We start from the raw sequence: 16909 nt of genomic DNA on the forward strand, positions 1-16909 counted from the left end.
CAGGACGACCATGAATCATTTGAGAGTTCCCGAATGACCCGCGAAGCCCTGATCGAATCGCTCAAGCCCCTGGTCGAGCCTGGCAAGCTGCTCGACGACGCCGCCTCACTGGACGCCTACGGCAAGGACTGGACCAAGCATTTCGCCCCTGCGCCGCTGGCCATCGTGTTCCCCAAGAGCGTCGAGCAGGTCCAGGCGATCGTCCGCTGGGCCAACCAGCACAAGGTCGGTCTGGTCCCGTCGGGCGGTCGTACCGGGCTCTCCGCCGCGGCCGTGGCGGCCAACGGCGAAGTCGTGGTGGCCTTCGACTACATGAACCGGATCCTCGACTTCAATGCCTTCGACCGCACCGTGGTCTGCCAGCCGGGCGTGGTTACCAAGCAACTGCAGACCTTCGCCGAGGAAAACGGCCTGTACTACCCGGTTGACTTCGCTTCTTCCGGTTCCAGCCAGATCGGCGGCAATATCGGTACCAATGCCGGCGGGATCAAGGTCATTCGCTACGGCATGACCCGTAACTGGGTGGCCGGGATGAAGGTCGTCACCGGCAAGGGCGACCTGCTCGAGCTGAACAAGGACCTGATCAAGAACGCCACCGGCTACGACATGCGCCAGCTGTTCATCGGCGCCGAAGGCACCCTGGGCTTCGTGGTCGAGGCGACCATGCGCCTGGAGCGCACGCCGAAGAACCTCACCGCTATGGTCCTCGGCACGCCCGACTTCGACTCGATCATGCCGGTGCTGCATGCCTTCCAGAGCAAGCTCGACCTGACCGCCTTCGAGTTCTTCTCCGACAAGGCCCTGGCCAAGGTCCTGGCTCGTGGCGACGTACCGCGCGCGTTCGAAACCGACTGCCCGTTCTACGCCCTGCTGGAGTTCGAGGCGAGCACCGAGGAAGTCGCCAACGAAGCGCTGGCCACCTTCGAGCACTGCGTCGAGCAGGGCTGGGTGCTGGACGGGGTGATGAGCCAGAGCGAGCAGCAGTTGCAGAACCTGTGGAAGCTGCGCGAGTACATCTCCGAGACCATCTCCCACTGGACGCCGTACAAGAACGACATCTCGGTCACGGTTTCCCGGGTGCCCGCCTTCCTCAAGGACATCGACGCCATCGTCGAGGCCAACTACCCGGACTTCGAGGTGGTGTGGTTCGGCCACATCGGCGACGGCAACCTGCACCTGAACATCCTCAAGCCGGAAAACCTCGGCAAGGACGAGTTCTTCGCCAAGTGCGCGACCGTCAACAAGTGGGTGTTCGAGACTGTCGAGAAGTACAACGGCTCGATTTCCGCCGAGCATGGCGTGGGCATGACCAAGCGCGACTACTTGACCTACACCCGCTCGGAAACCGAAATTGCCTATATGAAGGCACTGAAGGCGGTGTTCGACCCCAACGGGATCATGAATCCCGGCAAGATCTTCGCCGAGTAGCAGGTTTCGCAACGCAGAGGGCCGGTCATCCGGCCCTTCTCGTCTGTGGCGGGCGCCACGGATGCCTTTCCACCCGTTCAGGAGTCGGTAAATGAGTTACCAGCATCAATATATCGACGGCACCCCGATCCACTTCCCCCTGGGCAAGCTGGTCTGCGTCGGGCGCAACTACGCCGAACACGCCAAGGAACTGAACAACCCGGTTCCCACCGAGCCGCTGCTGTTCATCAAGCCCGGCTCCTGCGTAGTGCCGGTAAGCGGCGGGCTGAGCCTGCCGCAGGAGCGCGGTTCGGTGCACTACGAGGCGGAAATCGCCGTGCTGATCGGCAAGCCGCTGTCGCGCAAGCCGAACCGCGAGGAGGTCCTCGACGCGATCTCCGGCTATGCGCCGGCGCTGGATCTGACCTTGCGCGAAGTCCAGGCGAAGCTGAAGGAAAAGGGCTTGCCCTGGGAGCTGGCAAAGAGCTTCGATGGCGCCGGCGTGCTGTCGCCGTTCGTGAGCGCCGACCAGTTCCCCGACCCGACCGACATCGGCATCCGCCTGACCATCAACGGCGAGGTACGCCAGGACGGCAACAGCCGCGACATGCTCAATCCGATCGTGCCGCTGATCCAGCACATCGCCGGGCATTTCTCGCTACAGGCCGGCGATGTGGTGCTGACCGGCACGCCGTCCGGGGTCGGGCCGCTGCACAGCGGCGACGAATTGCTGCTCGAATTGCCGGGCGCCAGCCGTTTCGAGACCCGCGTGCTCTGAACCGCTGCGGCCGCCGGGCGCGGCCGGCCTCCCTAGCGCCGGCAGCGGAAGCGACTGTCGGTCGGCTGGCCGACGCTTCGATTGACAGGCCGGGGGCAATGCCCTTTCATGGCGACGCCCAAGAAAACACCTGGCCAAACAGTCGAGCCTCGCCCATGTCCCTTGCCTCCAAGCTTCCCCGTTTCCGCTGGCTGCTGCCGGCGTTCGTCGTGCTCGTCGGCGTGGTGCTGACCATCGTCATGCATTGGGACGATCGCGCCGGCCTGTGGTGGAAGGAAAGCCAGGCCAGCCAGCAGCAGCGCGACGAAAGCATCTGGTTGCCGGGCTATCGGGTGGTGATCGACGCCAAGCCGTTGCAGGGCCTGGAAGAGGAAGAAACCTCGGACCTGGCCTACAACCCGGCAACCAGGACCCTGTTCACCGTCACCGGCAAGCGGCCGCTGCTGGTGGAGCTGTCTCTCACCGGCGACGTGCTGCGCACCATCCCGCTGCTCGGCCTGAGCAATCCCGAAGGCGTGGCGGTGCTGGAGAACGGCAACGTCGCGGTGACCGACGAGCGCCGCAATACCCTGACCATCTTCCATGTCGACCCGCAGACCGCCGAGCTGAGCACCAAGAGCCTGGCCGAATTCCCGCTGGGCAATATCGGCAAGAAGAACAAGGGCTTCGAGGGCATCGCCTGGGATCCGCGCCAGCAGCGTCTGTTGCTGAGCAAGGAGCGCGATCCGATGACCCTGTTCAGCTGGAAGAGCGACGGCGGGCCGAGCCTGAGCGGGGCGATGACCGCGCTACCGAGCGACGACCTGTACATGCGCAACGTCTCGGCGCTCAGCGTCGACCCGCGTACCGGGCATGCCCTGGTGCTGTCGGCCGAATCGCATCTGCTGCTGGAGCTGGACGAGAAGGGCGAGCCGGTCAGCTTCATCAGCCTGCTCGGCGGCTTCAACGGCCTGGACAGCAAGATCCCGCGCGCCGAAGGGGTGGCCATCGACGACGAGGGCACGATCTACATGGTCAGCGAGCCGAACCTGTTCTACGTGTTCCGCAAGAAGAGCGGCGAGCGCCTGGCCACCAGCGACGCCGATTAAGCTTCGCTTAAGCGCCGATTAAGCCTGGTTTCAGCAAGGCTTCGTAGCCTGGACCCATCGAAACCAACTACGAGGCGTTACCCATGAAACTTCGTCACCTGCCCCTCATCGCTGCCATCGGCCTGTTCTCCACCGTCACCCTGGCCGCCGGCTATACCGGCCCGGGCGCTACCCCGACCACCACCACGGTGAAGGCCGCGCTGGAAGCCGCCGACGACACCCCGGTGGTCCTCCAGGGCACCATCGTCAAGCGCATCAAGGGCGACATCTACGAGTTCCGCGATGCCACCGGCAGCATGAAGGTCGAGATCGACGACGAAGACTTCCCGCCGATGGAAATCAACGACAAGACCCGGGTCAAGCTGACCGGCGAAGTCGACCGCGACCTGGTCGGCCGCGAGATCGACGTCGAGTTCGTCGAAGTGATCAAGTAAGGTCCTGAATCGAAACGGCCCGCCTCTCTTCCGGGAGGCGGGCCGTTTCGCGTTCCGACCGGGCGAAGTTGCGGGCGGGCTTACCGGTGAACCCCTTCGAAACCCTGTAGCACGTTCACTGCGTTGATCCCGATTTCCTCCACCGCGTAGCCTCCCTCCATCACGAACAGCGTGGCCAGGCCGAGCTTGCCGATGGCTTCGCCCATGCGCAGGTAGTCGGGGCTGTCCAGGCGGAACTGGGAAATCGGGTCCTCCTTGAAGGTATCCACCCCCAGGGAAACGATCAGGACGTCCGCCGCATAGGCCTGGATCTGCCGGATCGCCGCCTGCAGCGCCTGGCTCCAGGTCGCCCAGTCGCTGCCGGCCGCCAGTGGGTAGTTGAAGTTGTAGCCGGCACCGACGCCGTTGCCCTTCTCGTCGGCGTAGCCGAGGAAATAGGGGTATTCGAAGCGCGGGTCGCCGTGGATCGAGGTGAACAGCACATCGGCGCGGTCGTAGAAGATGTCCTGGGTGCCGTTGCCATGGTGGTAGTCGACGTCGAGGATCGCCACCCGCCCGGCGCCCCGGTCGAGGAAGGCCTGGGCGGCGATGGCGGCATTGTTGAAGAAGCAATAGCCGCCCATGTAGTCGGCCGCGGCGTGGTGGCCCGGCGGCCGACAGAGCGAAAATACCGAGCGCGCGCCGTTGGCGAGTTCGGACTGGCCGCTGAGGGCGACGTTGGCCGAACTGGTGATCGCCTGCCAGGTCCCGGCGGTGATCGGCGCGCCGGCGTCGAAGGAGTAGTAGCCGAGGCGACCGTCGATGTTGTCCGGCTCCGTCTGCCGCAGGCGTCGGGTCGGCCAGGCGATCGGCAGCATGTCATGGCTGCGGCCGGTGGCCAGCCAGTCCTGCCAGGCGTTCTGCAGGAAACGCACGAAACCCTCGCTGTGCACCCGGCGGATCGGCTCCAGGCCGAAGTCGCGCGGTGCGCGAACTTCGCCGAGGCCTACGGCCTTCACGCGGTCGAGGACCATATCGGCGCGGCTGGGTTTTTCGAAGCAGGGGGTGAACTGGCCGCCGATCAGTTCGTGCCGGCCGTGGTGCAGGCGATGGTCGTCGCTATAGATCGTCAGCATGTCGGGCTCCCGGGCTCAGTTCTGTTCGGAGAAGGTCACGGTCGGCGCCTTGCGGCGGAAGCCGCCGGTATGCAACGCCAGGTAGGCGAGGCCGGCGGCGAACCAGGTCAGGCCGATCACCAGGGTCAGCGCCGAGAGGCTGGTCCATAGCCACAGGGTCAGGCCCAGGCCGGTGGCCGGCACCAGCCCGTAGCGCAGCAGGTCGCGCGGGGCGCGGCGGCCGTCGAGCAGCAGGTAGCTGCGGATCACCGCCAGGTTCACCGCGGAGAACGCCACCAGCGCGCCGAAGCTGATCATCGAGGCCAGGGTGGTCAGATCGATGACCACCGCCAGCAAGGAAATCACCGAGACCACCAGGATCGCGATCACTGGCGTCTTGAAGCGCTCCGAGAGGCTGCCGAACACGCGCCGCGGCAGGATTCCGTCGCGGCCCATGCTGTAGAGGATGCGCGACACCGAGGCCTGCGAGGCCAGCGCCGAGCCGGCGGCGCCGGCGACGTAGGCGGCGGTGAAGAAGCTGGCGAGGAACTTGCCGCCGGCGGCCAGCATCACCTCGTTGGCCGCCGACTCGGCGTCCTGGAATACGCTGCCGGGAAACACCAGTTGGCTGAAGACCGCCAGCACGGTGAACAGCAGGCCGGCGCCGACCGTGGTGATGACGATGGCGCGCGGGATGTCGCGTTGCGGGTCGCGGGTTTCCTCGGCCAGGGTCGAGACCGCGTCGAAGCCGAGGAACGACAGGCACAGCACCGCCGCACCGGCCATCAGCGGGGCGAAGCCCGACTGGCTGCCATCGCCGACGAAGGGCAGGCTCAGGTCCAGCGAGGGGATACCGGCCAGGTGCTTGACCGCCATGGCGACGAACACCACGGCGAAGACGAACTGGGCGCCGACGATCACATTGCTCATGCCGGCCACCGAGCTGATGCCGATCACGTTGAGCACGGTGACCAGGCCGATCGCCGCGAGCACGAAGACCCAGGCCGGCACCATCGGGAAGGCGATGTTGAGGAACAGGCCGATGAGCAGGTAGTTGATCATCGGCAGGAACAGGTAGTCGAGCAGCAGCGACCAGCCGGCGAGGAAGCCGACGCAGGGGCCGAAGCTGAGGCTGGTATAGGAATAGGCCGAGCCGGCGATGGGATATTTCTTCACCATGAAGCTGTAGGAAAAGGCGGTGAAGAGCATTGCCGCCAGGGTGATCAGGTAGGCGCTGGCGGTACGACCGCCGGTGATCTCGGTGACCACCCCGTAGGTGGTGAACATGGTCAGCGGAACCATGTAGACCAGCCCGAAGAAGACCAGGGCGGGCAGCCCGAGGATGCGCCGCAGGCCGGTGCCCTGGGCGCTGTGGACGTACTCGGGGCGCTTGCCGCCGATGAGGATGCCGTTGTTGCGTTCGCTGGCCATGTTCCGCTCCTCGCGAAATGCCGTATCGATCCCGCAGGCGGCCGCTTGGGCGGACCTTTCCTGCGCCGGGTGAATGGACGGGCTAGGGGAAAACCGCTGGGGTTTCCGCCGGGTCGGTGGAAATGGCAGTGACGAGAGGGCGCGCGGCGTGTGCGGGCACGGGCGTTGGGGCGTCGATAGTGTTCATGGCGTTCTCAGGAAGCGTTCTTGTTGGATTTCTAGCTCGCGGTCGCGAGGTTCCCTTGGGCTCTGCCGGCGCCGTTTCCGCGGCTCCGGGCGACCCTTCGAGGAGGGCGCGGTTCGACTCTAGCAATCCGGTTTCGCCGGGGAGAACCCTGTAGACGGTCAAAAAGGGATCGAAATGGCCAAGCTGGCTGGCCGGCCAGCGCTGGCGCGAGCTGGCCGCCCGCGCCGCGTCGATCATTTCTTGAGCTTGGTCCAGACCTTGCTGCGCAACGCCAGGGCTTTCGGCGAGCAGAGCTTGAACGGCTTCAGGCGGTCGAGCTTGTCCTGCGGGGTGTTGATCGCCGGGTCGTCGAACAGCGCCTTCTCCATGAATTTCTCCGAGCCGACGATGGCGTTGTTGTACTTGGCGAAGTTGGAGGCGGCGGCGATGTTCTCCGGGCGCATCATCCAGTCGATGAAGACGTGGGCTTCCTTGACGTTGCTGGCGTCGCGCGGAATCGCGAAGTTGTCGATGAACAGCCGGATGCCTTCCTTCGGATAGACGTATGCGAGGCTGGCGCGTTGGGCGTGGGCGCGGTGGAAGGCGCCGTTCCACTGCTGGTGCATGGCGACCTCGCCGGCGGCCATGCGCTCGATGGTGCCGTCGCTGTTGTACATGGCCAGCGCCGGCTTTTGCCTGAGCAGCAGGTCGAGGACCTTCTGCGCTTCCCTGGCGTCCTCGGTGCATTCGTCGATGCCGAGGTAGTAGGTAGCGGGAATGAACAGTTCCTCGATGGAGTTCAGAGCCACCACCTTGCCTTTCAGCTCGGCTGGTGGTTCGAAGAACGGCTTCCAGCTTTCTTCCAGCCTGCCGCCCGGCACCTTCGCGGTATCGTAGCTGTAGCCGGTGGTGCCCCAGAGATAGGGAATGCTGTAGTCGTGGCCGGGATCGAAGCCAAGGGTCCGGAAGTTTTCCTTCAGATTGCCCAGGCTTGGCAACTGGCTCTTGTCGAGCTTTTGCAGCAGCCCCTCCTTGACGAATATTTCTATGAAACTGTCCGACGGCACCACCACGTCGTAGGCGCCGCCACCGGCCTTGAGCTTGGCCAGCAGCGTCTCGTTGCTGTCGTAGGCGTCGAGGGTGGCCTTGATCCCGGTGTCCTTCTCGAACTTCTTCAGCAATTCCGGCGGGTAGTAGTCCGACCAGTTGGCGAAGTGCAGGGTGCCTTCGGCGCGAGCCTGGCCGCCCAGGGCTAGACCGGCGGCGAAGAGCAGGGTGAGCGGTGTGCGGTAGGTCATGGTGGACTCCTGGCGATCTTCTGTTTTTTCTTCGTGGAGGCAGGTTCTCAGCGGCGGCGTTGGCCGAGGTAGTACGACAGGGCGACGAAGGCGATGGAAATCATGAGGATGATCGAGGAAATCGCATTGATCTTCGGGGATATGCCCATGCGGATGGAACTGAAGATGTACACCGGCAAGGTGGTTGCGCCGGCGCCGGCGACGAAATAGGTGATGACGAAATCGTCCATCGAGATGATGAACGCGAGCATCGCCCCGGACAGCACGCCGGGCATCAGCAGGGGCAGGGTGATTTTCCAGAAGGCCTTCCACGGCGAGGCGTAGAGGTCGGCGGCGGCCTCCGCCAGGCGCGGGTCCAGGCCCTCCAGGCGGGCGCGGATCGGCAGGTAGGCGAAGGGGATGCAGAACACGATGTGGGCGATGAGGATGGTGAACAACGACAGCTTCAGGCCGATGAAGGAGAAGAACATCAGGGTCGCCACCGCGGTGACGATCTCCGGCACCAGCAGCGGCAGGCCGAGCACGCCATTCATCAGGGTCTGTCCGCGGAAGGCGCGACCGCGCATGCCCAGCGCGGCGAGGGTGGCCAGGACGGTCGAGGCCAGGGTGGCGAGGGTGGCGACGAGCAGCGAGTTCTTCGCCGCGCGGAGGATTTCCGGATCGTTGGCCACCACCGCATACCATTTCAGGCTGAAGCTCTCCCAGAGCGTCGCCGACTGGCCGCTGTTGAAGCTGAGCACTACCAGCACCAGGATCGGGATGTAGAGGAAGGCGAAGAACAGCCAGGCGGCCTGGCGCACGCCGCTGAAGGTCCAGAGTGGATTGCGGCCGTTCATGGCTGGCCTCCGCCGGCGTTGGCCCGGAAGCGCAGGTTGTAGATCAGCATCGCCAGCAGGACGAAGGCCAGCAGGGCGAACGAAAGGGCGGCGCCGAACGGCCAGTTGTGCGCGGTACCGAATTGCAGCTGGATCAGGTTGCCGATCATCAGCGCCTTACCGCCGCCGAGCAACTCCGGAATGATGTAGCTGCCCAGGGCCGGGATGAATACCAGGATGCAGCCGGCGACTATCCCCGGCATCGCCAGCGGCACGATCACCCGACGCAGCGCTTTCCAGCGGTTGGCACCGAGGTCGAATGCCGCCTCCACCAGGCGCCAGTCCATCTTTTCCAGGCTGGTGTAGATCGGCAGCACCATGAACGGCAGGTAGGTATAAAGGAGGCCGATGATCACCGCGTTATCGGTATAGAGCAGCCCCAGCCCGGTGTCGGTCAGGCCGATACCTTGCAGCCCGGCGTCCACCAGTCCGCCGTTGCGCAGTAGCAGGATCCAGGCGTAGACCCGCACCAGCAGGTTGGTCCAGAACGGCACTGTGACCAGGAACAGCAGCAGGTTGCGCCGGCGTTCCGGCTGCAACGCCAGGTACAGCGCGGTGGGGAAGCCGAGCGCCAGGCAGCCGAGGGTGGTCAGCAGCGACAGCCAGAACGAGCGCTGGAAGATGCCCAGGTAGTCGGCGTTGAACACCAGGCTGTCGTCCAGGTCGCGTTCCCAGAGGAAATTGAGGTAGGCCTCCAGGCTGTGCTGACCCCATTTCACCCCGCCGTAGTCGCCGGACTGCTGGATCGACACGGCGAACATGATGCCCAGCGGGATTACCAGGAACAGCACCAGCATCAGCATCGCCGGGCTGCTCAGCAGCAGGCGCCGACGCAGTTGCCGGCGCTCGGCCGACTGTTGCGCGGTAGGTCGGCCGGCGGTGCTCATTCGGCCAGCACCCGGATGGCGGCGGCGGGAATCCGCACCCGCACCTTCGCCCCCGGACTGTGCGGGCAGCGTGCGCCGTCGCGATTCTGCTGGCGCACGCGGAAGCCCGGCTGGCCGGCCACGTTCAGGTGGTAGACGGTATCGGTGCCGACATAGACGATGTTTTCCAGCACGCCTTCCAACTGGCCGTCGGCGGCCAGTTCGGTGCGCTCCGGGCGGATCGCCAGGGTCACAGCGCCGCTGCCGGGGGTCGTCGCGGCCAGCCGCTGGCCGTCCGCCAGGCACACGCCGTCGGCGTCGGCCTGGCCCTCGAGGAAGTTGGTTTCGCCGATGAAGTCGGCGACCGCCCGGTTCAGCGGCGCCTCGTAGATGTCGCTGGGCGTGCCGACCTGCAACACCTTGCCCTTGCTCATCACCGCGATGCGGTCGGACATGGTCAGCGCTTCCTCCTGGTCGTGGGTGACGAAGATGAAGGTGATCCCGGTCTCGTGCTGCAGGCGCTTCAGCTCGATCTGCATTTCCTTGCGCAGCTTCAGGTCCAGCGCCGACAGCGACTCGTCGAGCAGCAGCACCTTGGGCCGGCTGGCCAGCGCGCGGGCCAGGGCGATGCGTTGCTGCTGGCCACCGGACAACTGGTCGGCGCGGCGCTTGCCGACCTCCGGCAGTTTCACCAGGTCGAGCATGCGGCTCACCGTGGCGTCGATCTCGGTGCGCGGGCGGCCCTGCATCTCCAGGCCGAAGCCGATGTTCTCGGCGACGCTCATGTGCGGGAACAGCGCATAACTCTGGAACACCGTGTTGACCGGGCGGCGGAACGGCGGCAGGCCTTCCATGTGTTCGCCATAGAGGCGGATGCTGCCGGAGCTGGGTTGTTCGAAGCCGGCGATGAGGCGGAGGAGGGTGGTCTTGCCGCAGCCGGAAGGGCCGAGGAGGGTGAAGAATTCGTTGGCGTGGATATCCAGGGACACATCGTCAAGGGCCTTCAGGCCTTGGCCGGGGGTACCGAATTCCATGCAGATCCGCTCGATGGCTATCGCGCTGGTCATGCTGAATTCCATGCAGTCAAGCAGTTGTTATTGTTGAGGTTTTGCGGTTTCTGGGGTCCGCTTCACCTGCTGCGGTTCGATAATGACCGGGGCGTCGCGGGCGCAGAACGATAGATGCGGCCAATAAGGGATCGAACAGGCCAATCTGGTGGCGCTGGAAGAAGACTGCGGAAACCCTCTTGTCGTCCCTTTCGGACAGGAAACTCGGACCTGTCCTAGTCGCCCGGGCAGTTGGCTGACTTTAAGCTTGGCTTCAGCCTGGAGCCGTAGCTTGCGTACGAAAGGACGGGCGCAGCCCGTTTCCGTACAGCGTACAGGCTCTATGCTATGACTATCCGCGCCCACACTCCCGAGCCGTTTTCCATGTCCCGAGCTTTCACGCCTCGCCGCCTGCTGCTGGCCGTCCTGCTGGTCGCTCTGGCCGCGCTGGTCCTTCTCGGCCAGAGCTTCCGGGTCTTCGACCGGGCCTGGTTCGCCGTCCAGGAGTGGCGTCACGCCGATGCCTGGAAAGAGCGCTCGATATGGCTGCCGGACTACCGCGTGCGGATCGAGGCGCAGCCCATCGAGGGGTTGAACGACGACGTTTCCGCACTGACCTTCGATCCCGACCGGCGCACCCTGTTCACCGTGACCAACCAGCCGGCGCAGATCATCGAACTGTCCTTGCAGGGCAAGGTACTGCGGACCATCCCGCTGACCGGCTTCGGCGACGCCGAGGCCATCGAGTACATCAGCCGCGGCGTCTACGTGATCACCGACGAGCGCCAGCAGCGCCTGGTCAAGGTGCGCCTGGAGGACGATACGCGCTTCATCGATGCTGCCGATGCCCAGCAGCTTTCGCTGGGTATCGGCCTCAACGGCAACAAGGGTTTCGAGGGGCTGGCCTACGACGCCGAGGGCAAGCGCCTGTTCGTCGCCAAGGAGCGCGACCCGGTGCGCATCTACGAGATCCACGGTTTCCCCCACACCCAGGCGGACAAACCGTTCGCCGTGCACGTGGTGGACGACCCCGGGCGCGACAGGCGCCTGTTCGTCCGCGACCTGTCCAGCCTGCAGTTCGACGAGGGCACCGGGCACCTGCTGGCGTTGTCCGACGAGTCGCGCCTGGTGGTCGAGCTGGACACCGACGGCGAGCCGGTCAGCACCCTGTCGCTGCTGCGCGGCATGCACGGCCTGAAGCGCAGCGTGCCGCAGGCCGAGGGCGTGGCGATGGACGACCGTGGCGTGCTCTACCTGGTCAGCGAGCCGAACCTGTTCTACGTGTTCAGCAAGGACGAGCCGGCGCAGCCCTGACGCGGCTGCGGGGACGGCAGAAGCGTCCCCTGGCCCGCTCAGAACTGCCAGTTCACCCCGAGCGAATAGCCCGCCTGGTTGCCTTCGCTGTGGGCGAAGCGGCTGTTGGCTTCGGCGAAGACCCCGAGCTGCTCGGTGATCGCCAGTTGCGCGCCCAGTTGGGCGCGGCCGAAATCCTTGTCCACGCCGCCCATGTCGGCGACCCGGACACGTCCGTCGCCGCGGCTGGTCAGGTCCATGTCGTCCAGGCGTCCGTCCGCCAGCTCGCGGACCCAGCGCAGGCTGGCGTAGGGTTGCAGGCGCATTCTCGCGCCCAGCGCCAGCTCGCCGCGCAGGCGCCAGCCGAGACTCGCCTCCAGCGAGTCGTAGTCCTGCTTCTCGTAACCGAGTGCGGTACGCAGGGCCTCGTCCTCGCGGAAGTCGTCGATGCGATAGCGCATGTAGTCGAGACCGGCCAGCGGCCCGCTCCGCAGTTCGCCGAAGCTGAAGTCATAGCCGCCTTCCAGCCGGGCGCCCCAGGACCAGGCCGAGGTGTCGCCCGACAGACGCTGGTCGAGCAGCACCGGCCCGCCGGCGGCCTGGAGGTAGACCGAACGCTTGCTGTCGTAGCGGGTATGCCCGAGGTTCAGCTCGCCGGCCAGCCATTCCGGACCGCCGTCGTTGTACAGGCCGAACAGGCCTAGCTGCCAGGTGTCGCCCTCGATGCGCCCGCCATGGTCCAGCTTGTCGCGGCTGCGCTGGAAGGCCAGGCTGCCGCCGAGGATCAGGGCCTCGCTGTAGCGGTAGTCGCCGAGCAGATGCACGCCGGCGCGCCTGGACTCCGGATCGCCAGGCATGTCGAAACCGCTGTCCGGCGAGACCTCGCCCTCCGCGCCCACCTCGCCGTCGAAGCTGCCTACCGGCCGGTTGCTGCCGAGCAGGGTCAGCCAGCGGCGGTCGTGCAGGCGGGTCAGTGCCTGGTGCTGGCGCTGCAACTGGTCTTCCATCTGCCGCGCCAGGGCGCCGCCGGAGGCGGTGGAGGCCAGCAGGTCGGCGTTGGTCAGCTCCAGCACCAGGCGCGTCAGCAGGCGGGAAAAGTCGCGCATGCGTTGCTCGATGCGCTCCTGGCCGAGGGCGTTGGTCAGCACTTCCTTGTTGTCCTCGGCCGGGTCGTGCCAGGTTGAGCCGCCGGGAATCGCCGGGTTGTCGGTCTGCTCGTAGCCGTCCAGGTCGCCCAGTTCCCAGTTGGTCGCCTCGATGAACAACACCGGGATGTCCAGCCCGTTGAAGCTTTCGCCGTCGCTGCAGCAGCCGGTACCCGCCGGGTATTCGGCGTTCAGGCCGGGGTTGGTGAACAACGGGATGTCCAGCTCGCGGGCGATGCGCAGGATCTGTTCGCGGTAGGCGCCGAGGGCCGGGCTGGACACGCTGTTGGAGCCGGCATGGGCGTACATCTTGTCGCCGGTGACCAGGCTGTCGAGGTTGATCATTCCCAGCAGGTTGGCGCGCTGGCTGGCGTCGAGGGACTCGACGTAGGCACGCGAACCGCGCAGGCCTTCCTCCTCGGCGCCGAAACCGACCACCTCGAGGCCGTTCTCCAGGGCGATGCCGCCGAGGTTGCGGGCGATCTCGGTGAGCACCGCCGCGCCCGAGGCGTTATCGTCCAGGCCCTGCAGGGTCGGGCGACCGTAGTAGGTGTCGTAGTGCGCGCCGAGTACCAGGAACTTCCCGCTGCTACCGGGCGCCGAGGCGATGACGTTCTGCGAACTGCGGTTGCCGGCCCAGGTGAAGTCCTGGCGACTGGTCTGGTAGCCGAAGCCCAGGCGCGACTGCATCAGTTCGCTGGCGCCGGCGAAGCTGGCGGTGCCGCGATAGCGGCCCGGGTAGTCGGTGATCAGGCGCTCCAGGGTCTCCCCGGCGTATTCCCCGTATTGGTAGGCGTTGGCGCCCAACGACAGCGCGGCACATCCCAGGCCTACAGCGACAGCTAATGGTTTGAACACGGCACTTTCCTCTGTGTCGGTACGATGGTGCATCGAATGATGCTCGCGCCGCGGAAAGCAGGATGCGGACCGTTTCATGTCCCGGGGGCACGAATTGACGCCTGGGCGACCTGCGGTGTCGCCAGGTTGTAAGAAGCGTCGCTCCTGGCGATGGGCGGGAAGCTTCGTGCTGGACGTAGTGTTACCGGCAATGGCCGCTGCTGGGGCGTGACTTCCCATTTCGGGGCTTGGTAACCGCGAGCGGTCGATTTACAGTGCTCGCCCTGCCGATCTCCTGGATACCCGTCGCATGAACATTTTCCGCGAAGCCCTGCTCAACCGTCGCCTGAAGAAGGCTCTGGCACGTCACGGTTGCCGCATGGCCAGCGGGGTCGAGACGCTGCGCGACGGCACGCAGGTGACGCTGGAGCCGAACGTGAAGCTGGGCAAGGCGAAGATCCATTCGCCGGCACTGGAGGTCGGCGCCTATACCGACGTGGTCAGCGGCTGCGAGTTCCTGGAGGTGGCCAGCATCGGCCGCTTCTGTTCGATCGCCACCGGGGTGGTGATCGGCCAGCCGCGCCGCTCGCATCCAATGCACTGGCTGAGCACCCACGCCTTCACCGCCAATCCGAAGCTGCTGCGCAAGCCGTTGCAGCCCGAGCGCGAAGCGACCCCGGCGCGGATCGGCCACGATGTATGGATCGGGCGCGACGCGCTGATCCTCGATGGGGTGGAGATCGGCACCGGCGCGGTGATCGGCGCGCAATCGCTGGTCAATCGCGACGTGCCGCCCTACGCGGTGGTGGCGGGTTCGCCGGCGCGGGTGCTCCGCTATCGCTTCGCGCCGGAACTGATCGAGCGACTGCTGGCGAGTCGCTGGTGGGAGTTGCCGCTGGACGTGCTCGGCGAATTGCCGCTGGACGATCCGCAGGCCTGCGTCGAGGCGCTGGAGCGTCGGCCGCCGCAGGCGCGCCAGGAGGCGCGGCGCTTGCGCATCCGGCACAAGCCGTTCGCCATCGAATGGCTGTCCTGAGGCCCGCAGCCGCCGCCGGCGTCGACGGCGGCCAGGGCTGGTTCAGCTTTCGTCGCTGAGGCCGGCTTCCGGCGCTGCGCGCTTCACCGACTGCACGCCGGCTTCGGCGTTGGCCTGGCTGGCATAGAGCTGGCTCTGGCCGACGACCTGGCCATTGGTGGCCTTGAGTACGAAGTGGAACTTGCCGTTGCTGGCCGGCTTGACCTCGAAGGCACCGTCGCGCTGGGAGTTCTTGCGCACCGACTCGATACCGCCGAGCGCCGAGTCCTTGGCCTTGTACAGTTCGCTGGTGAGAATGATCTCGCCGTTGGCGGCATGCAGGTTGAAGTGGAACTGGCCGTCTTTCGCTTTCTTCAGATGGAATTTGGCTGCCATGTCTAGCTCCTTGTTCACAGGGTGAGGCGGATCGCAACGGACCAGCCGTCTGCTGAGACACAGCGTAGCCGCTTTTGTTGCAGTGTCGCCCCGCACCGGTCATCGGCCTGGGGCGAGCGGGCTCAGGCCTTGAGGACCTTGACGCCGTCGGCGGTGCCGAGCAGCAGCAGGTCGGCCGGGCGGGCGGCGAACAGGCCGTTGGTGACTACGCCGACGATGGCGTTGATCTTCTCTTCCAGTTCCACCGGGCTGTCGATGCGCAGGTTGTGCACGTCGAGGATGATATTGCCGTTGTCGGTCAGCACGCCTTCACGGTAGACCGGATCGCCACCGAGCTTCACCAGTTGGCGGGCGACGTGGCTGCGAGCCATCGGGATGACCTCCACCGGCAGCGGGAACTGGCCGAGGATGGGCACCAGCTTGCTGGCATCGGCGATGCAGATGAAGGTCTTGGCCACCGCGGCGACGATCTTCTCGCGGGTCAGCGCGGCACCGCCGCCCTTGATCAGCTCCAGGCGCTCGTTGCTCTCGTCGGCGCCGTCGACGTAGAACTCCAGCTCGCTGACCGTGTTCAGCTCGTAGACCGGGATGCCATGCTCCTTCAGGCGCCTGGCGGTGGCCTCCGAACTGGCCACTGCGCCGTCGAACTCGGCCTTGTGGCGGGCCAGGGCATCGATGAAGAAATTGGCGGTGGAGCCTGTGCCGACGCCGACGATGCTCTTGCTGTCGAGGTGCGGAAGAATATGGTCGACGGCGGCCTGCGCCACTGCCTGCTTGAGCTGATCCTGGTTCATCCCGGGTGCCTGTCTGGTTGCCTGGCCGGCCGTCCCGGCGGCGCAGGCGGAGGGTGCGCGCGGCCGGGGCGGCCCGGCGGGTTTCCGGCACGTCCTGTGCCGCTGCGATACGAAGGGACGAATTATAGCGGCCTGGCGTCCTCCGGTCTTGCCCCGGATGACCGGCAGTCGCGGTGTTTTCCTGCGGCGCGCCGGTAGTCCGTCCGGCGGGGCTGGAGTAGACTCCGGGCTTCCGTGAAGTCCGCCGAACCGCCTCCGATGCTCGAACAATACGTCAAGAAGATCCTCACCTCGCGCGTCTACGACGTCGCGGTGGAAACGCCCCTGCAACCCGCCCGCCAGTTGTCCGAACGCCTCGGCAACCAGGTCCTGCTCAAGCGCGAGGACCTGCAGCCGGTGTTTTCCTTCAAGATCCGCGGCGCCTACAACAAGGTCGCGCAGCTCACCGAGGAGGAGAAGGCCCGCGGGGTGATCGCCGCCTCGGCCGGCAACCACGCCCAGGGCCTGGCCCTGGCGGCCAAGCGGCAGGGGATCAGGGCGGTCATCGTGATGCCCAAGACCACCCCCGAGATCAAGGTCCAGGCGGTGCGCGCCCACGGCGCCAAGGCGGTGCTGCACGGCGACGCCTTCCCCGAGGCGCTGGCCCACGCGCTGAAGCTGGTCGACGAGAAGGGCTACACCTTCGTCCATCCCTACGACGATCCGGACACCATCGCCGGCCAGGGCACCGTGGCCATGGAGATCCTCCGCCAGCAGCCCGGCCGCCTCGATGCGATCTTCGTCCCGGTGGGCGGTGGCGGACTGGTCGCCGGCATCGCCGCCTACGTCAAGTACCTGCGTCCGGAGATCAAGGTGATCGGCGTCGAGCCGGACGAGTCGAACTGCCTGCAGGCGGCCATGGCCGCCGGCGAGCGGGTGGTGCTGGGCCAGGTCGGGCTGTTCGCCG

Annotated in this window: 16 protein-coding genes; 7 read left to right on the forward strand and 9 right to left on the reverse strand. The window is 66.0% G+C overall.

Going from position 1 to position 16909, the window contains the following annotated elements; genetic code table 11:
• Nucleotides 1–33 precede the first annotated feature (33 nt).
• The 4 genes from HMPREF2886_RS27450 to HMPREF2886_RS27465 all read left to right on the forward strand — a co-directional run bounded on the left by HMPREF2886_RS27450 (nt 34) and on the right by HMPREF2886_RS27465 (nt 3707).
• Nucleotides 34–1428 carry an FAD-binding oxidoreductase gene (locus tag HMPREF2886_RS27450; RefSeq protein ID WP_033971819.1) on the forward strand — a complete coding sequence of 465 codons (1395 nt, stop codon included), beginning with the start codon at nt 34–36 and terminating at the stop codon, nt 1426–1428.
• A 91-nt stretch (nt 1429–1519) separates the two neighbouring features.
• Nucleotides 1520–2185 (forward strand): fumarylacetoacetate hydrolase family protein, encoded by a 666-nt coding sequence (locus tag HMPREF2886_RS27455; protein ID WP_033971818.1) that lies wholly within the window; start codon nt 1520–1522, stop codon nt 2183–2185.
• Between the two features lie 98 nt (nt 2186–2283).
• A complete protein-coding gene (locus tag HMPREF2886_RS27460; RefSeq protein ID WP_083318627.1) occupies nt 2284–3273 on the forward strand; it encodes an SdiA-regulated domain-containing protein in 990 nt (329 codons plus the stop codon).
• A gap of 83 nt (nt 3274–3356) precedes the next feature.
• Complete coding sequence (locus HMPREF2886_RS27465; RefSeq protein ID WP_003084357.1) at nt 3357–3707, forward strand: NirD/YgiW/YdeI family stress tolerance protein; 351 nt, start codon at nt 3357–3359, stop codon at nt 3705–3707.
• 80 nt (nt 3708–3787) lie between these two features.
• Here HMPREF2886_RS27465 and aphB read toward each other — a convergent pair whose 3' ends face one another.
• The 6 genes from aphB to HMPREF2886_RS27495 all read right to left on the reverse strand — a co-directional run bounded on the left by aphB (nt 3788) and on the right by HMPREF2886_RS27495 (nt 10504).
• On the reverse strand, nt 3788–4822 hold the full coding sequence (gene aphB / locus HMPREF2886_RS27470) for an acetylpolyamine amidohydrolase AphB (RefSeq protein ID WP_023126890.1): 1035 nt from the start codon (nt 4820–4822) through the stop codon (nt 3788–3790).
• 15 nt (nt 4823–4837) lie between these two features.
• A complete protein-coding gene (locus HMPREF2886_RS27475; RefSeq protein ID WP_039027922.1) occupies nt 4838–6232 on the reverse strand; it encodes an APC family permease in 1395 nt (464 codons plus the stop codon).
• A 420-nt stretch (nt 6233–6652) separates the two neighbouring features.
• The gene (locus HMPREF2886_RS27480; RefSeq protein WP_033978759.1) at nt 6653–7696 is read right to left on the reverse strand and encodes an ABC transporter substrate-binding protein; all 1044 of its coding nucleotides are present in this window, start codon (nt 7694–7696) and stop codon (nt 6653–6655) included.
• 47 nt (nt 7697–7743) lie between these two features.
• The gene (locus HMPREF2886_RS27485) at nt 7744–8532 is read right to left on the reverse strand and encodes an ABC transporter permease (protein ID WP_003112952.1); all 789 of its coding nucleotides are present in this window, start codon (nt 8530–8532) and stop codon (nt 7744–7746) included.
• Entirely contained in the window at nt 8529–9458 is a 930-nt protein-coding gene (locus HMPREF2886_RS27490; protein WP_033978760.1) for an ABC transporter permease, read from the reverse strand. The genes HMPREF2886_RS27485 and HMPREF2886_RS27490 overlap by 4 nt, the downstream gene beginning before the upstream one ends.
• Entirely contained in the window at nt 9455–10504 is a 1050-nt protein-coding gene (locus HMPREF2886_RS27495) for an ABC transporter ATP-binding protein (protein WP_033978761.1), read from the reverse strand. The genes HMPREF2886_RS27490 and HMPREF2886_RS27495 overlap by 4 nt, the downstream gene beginning before the upstream one ends.
• 327 nt (nt 10505–10831) lie before the next feature.
• On the opposite strand from HMPREF2886_RS27495, the gene HMPREF2886_RS27500 reads away from it, so the two are divergent.
• A complete protein-coding gene (locus HMPREF2886_RS27500; protein ID WP_083318628.1) occupies nt 10832–11797 on the forward strand; it encodes an SdiA-regulated domain-containing protein in 966 nt (321 codons plus the stop codon).
• A gap of 38 nt (nt 11798–11835) precedes the next feature.
• Here HMPREF2886_RS27500 and HMPREF2886_RS27505 read toward each other — a convergent pair whose 3' ends face one another.
• Nucleotides 11836–13779 carry an autotransporter outer membrane beta-barrel domain-containing protein gene (locus HMPREF2886_RS27505; protein ID WP_058179220.1) on the reverse strand — a complete coding sequence of 648 codons (1944 nt, stop codon included), beginning with the start codon at nt 13777–13779 and terminating at the stop codon, nt 11836–11838.
• Nucleotides 13780–14068: 289 nt separating this feature from the next.
• Between HMPREF2886_RS27505 and HMPREF2886_RS35215 the strand changes: the two genes are divergently transcribed.
• The gene (locus HMPREF2886_RS35215; RefSeq protein WP_003084381.1) at nt 14069–14794 is read left to right on the forward strand and encodes a CatB-related O-acetyltransferase; all 726 of its coding nucleotides are present in this window, start codon (nt 14069–14071) and stop codon (nt 14792–14794) included.
• Nucleotides 14795–14836: 42 nt separating this feature from the next.
• Here HMPREF2886_RS35215 and HMPREF2886_RS27515 read toward each other — a convergent pair whose 3' ends face one another.
• Both HMPREF2886_RS27515 and rpiA read right to left on the reverse strand, forming a co-directional pair.
• On the reverse strand, nt 14837–15169 hold the full coding sequence (locus HMPREF2886_RS27515) for a YegP family protein (RefSeq protein WP_003117874.1): 333 nt from the start codon (nt 15167–15169) through the stop codon (nt 14837–14839).
• Between the two features lie 122 nt (nt 15170–15291).
• Nucleotides 15292–15963, reverse strand: a complete 672-nt coding sequence (gene rpiA / locus HMPREF2886_RS27520) for a ribose-5-phosphate isomerase RpiA (protein WP_033971810.1) — start codon at nt 15961–15963, stop codon at nt 15292–15294.
• Between the two features lie 258 nt (nt 15964–16221).
• Between rpiA and HMPREF2886_RS27525 the strand changes: the two genes are divergently transcribed.
• The coding region (locus tag HMPREF2886_RS27525; RefSeq protein WP_139147658.1) for a pyridoxal-phosphate dependent enzyme at nt 16222–16909 on the forward strand (688 nt) is incomplete at its 3' end.

The sequence above is a fragment of the Pseudomonas sp. HMSC066A08 genome (genome assembly GCF_001813025.1).
GTDB lineage: Bacteria > Pseudomonadota > Gammaproteobacteria > Pseudomonadales > Pseudomonadaceae > Pseudomonas > Pseudomonas aeruginosa.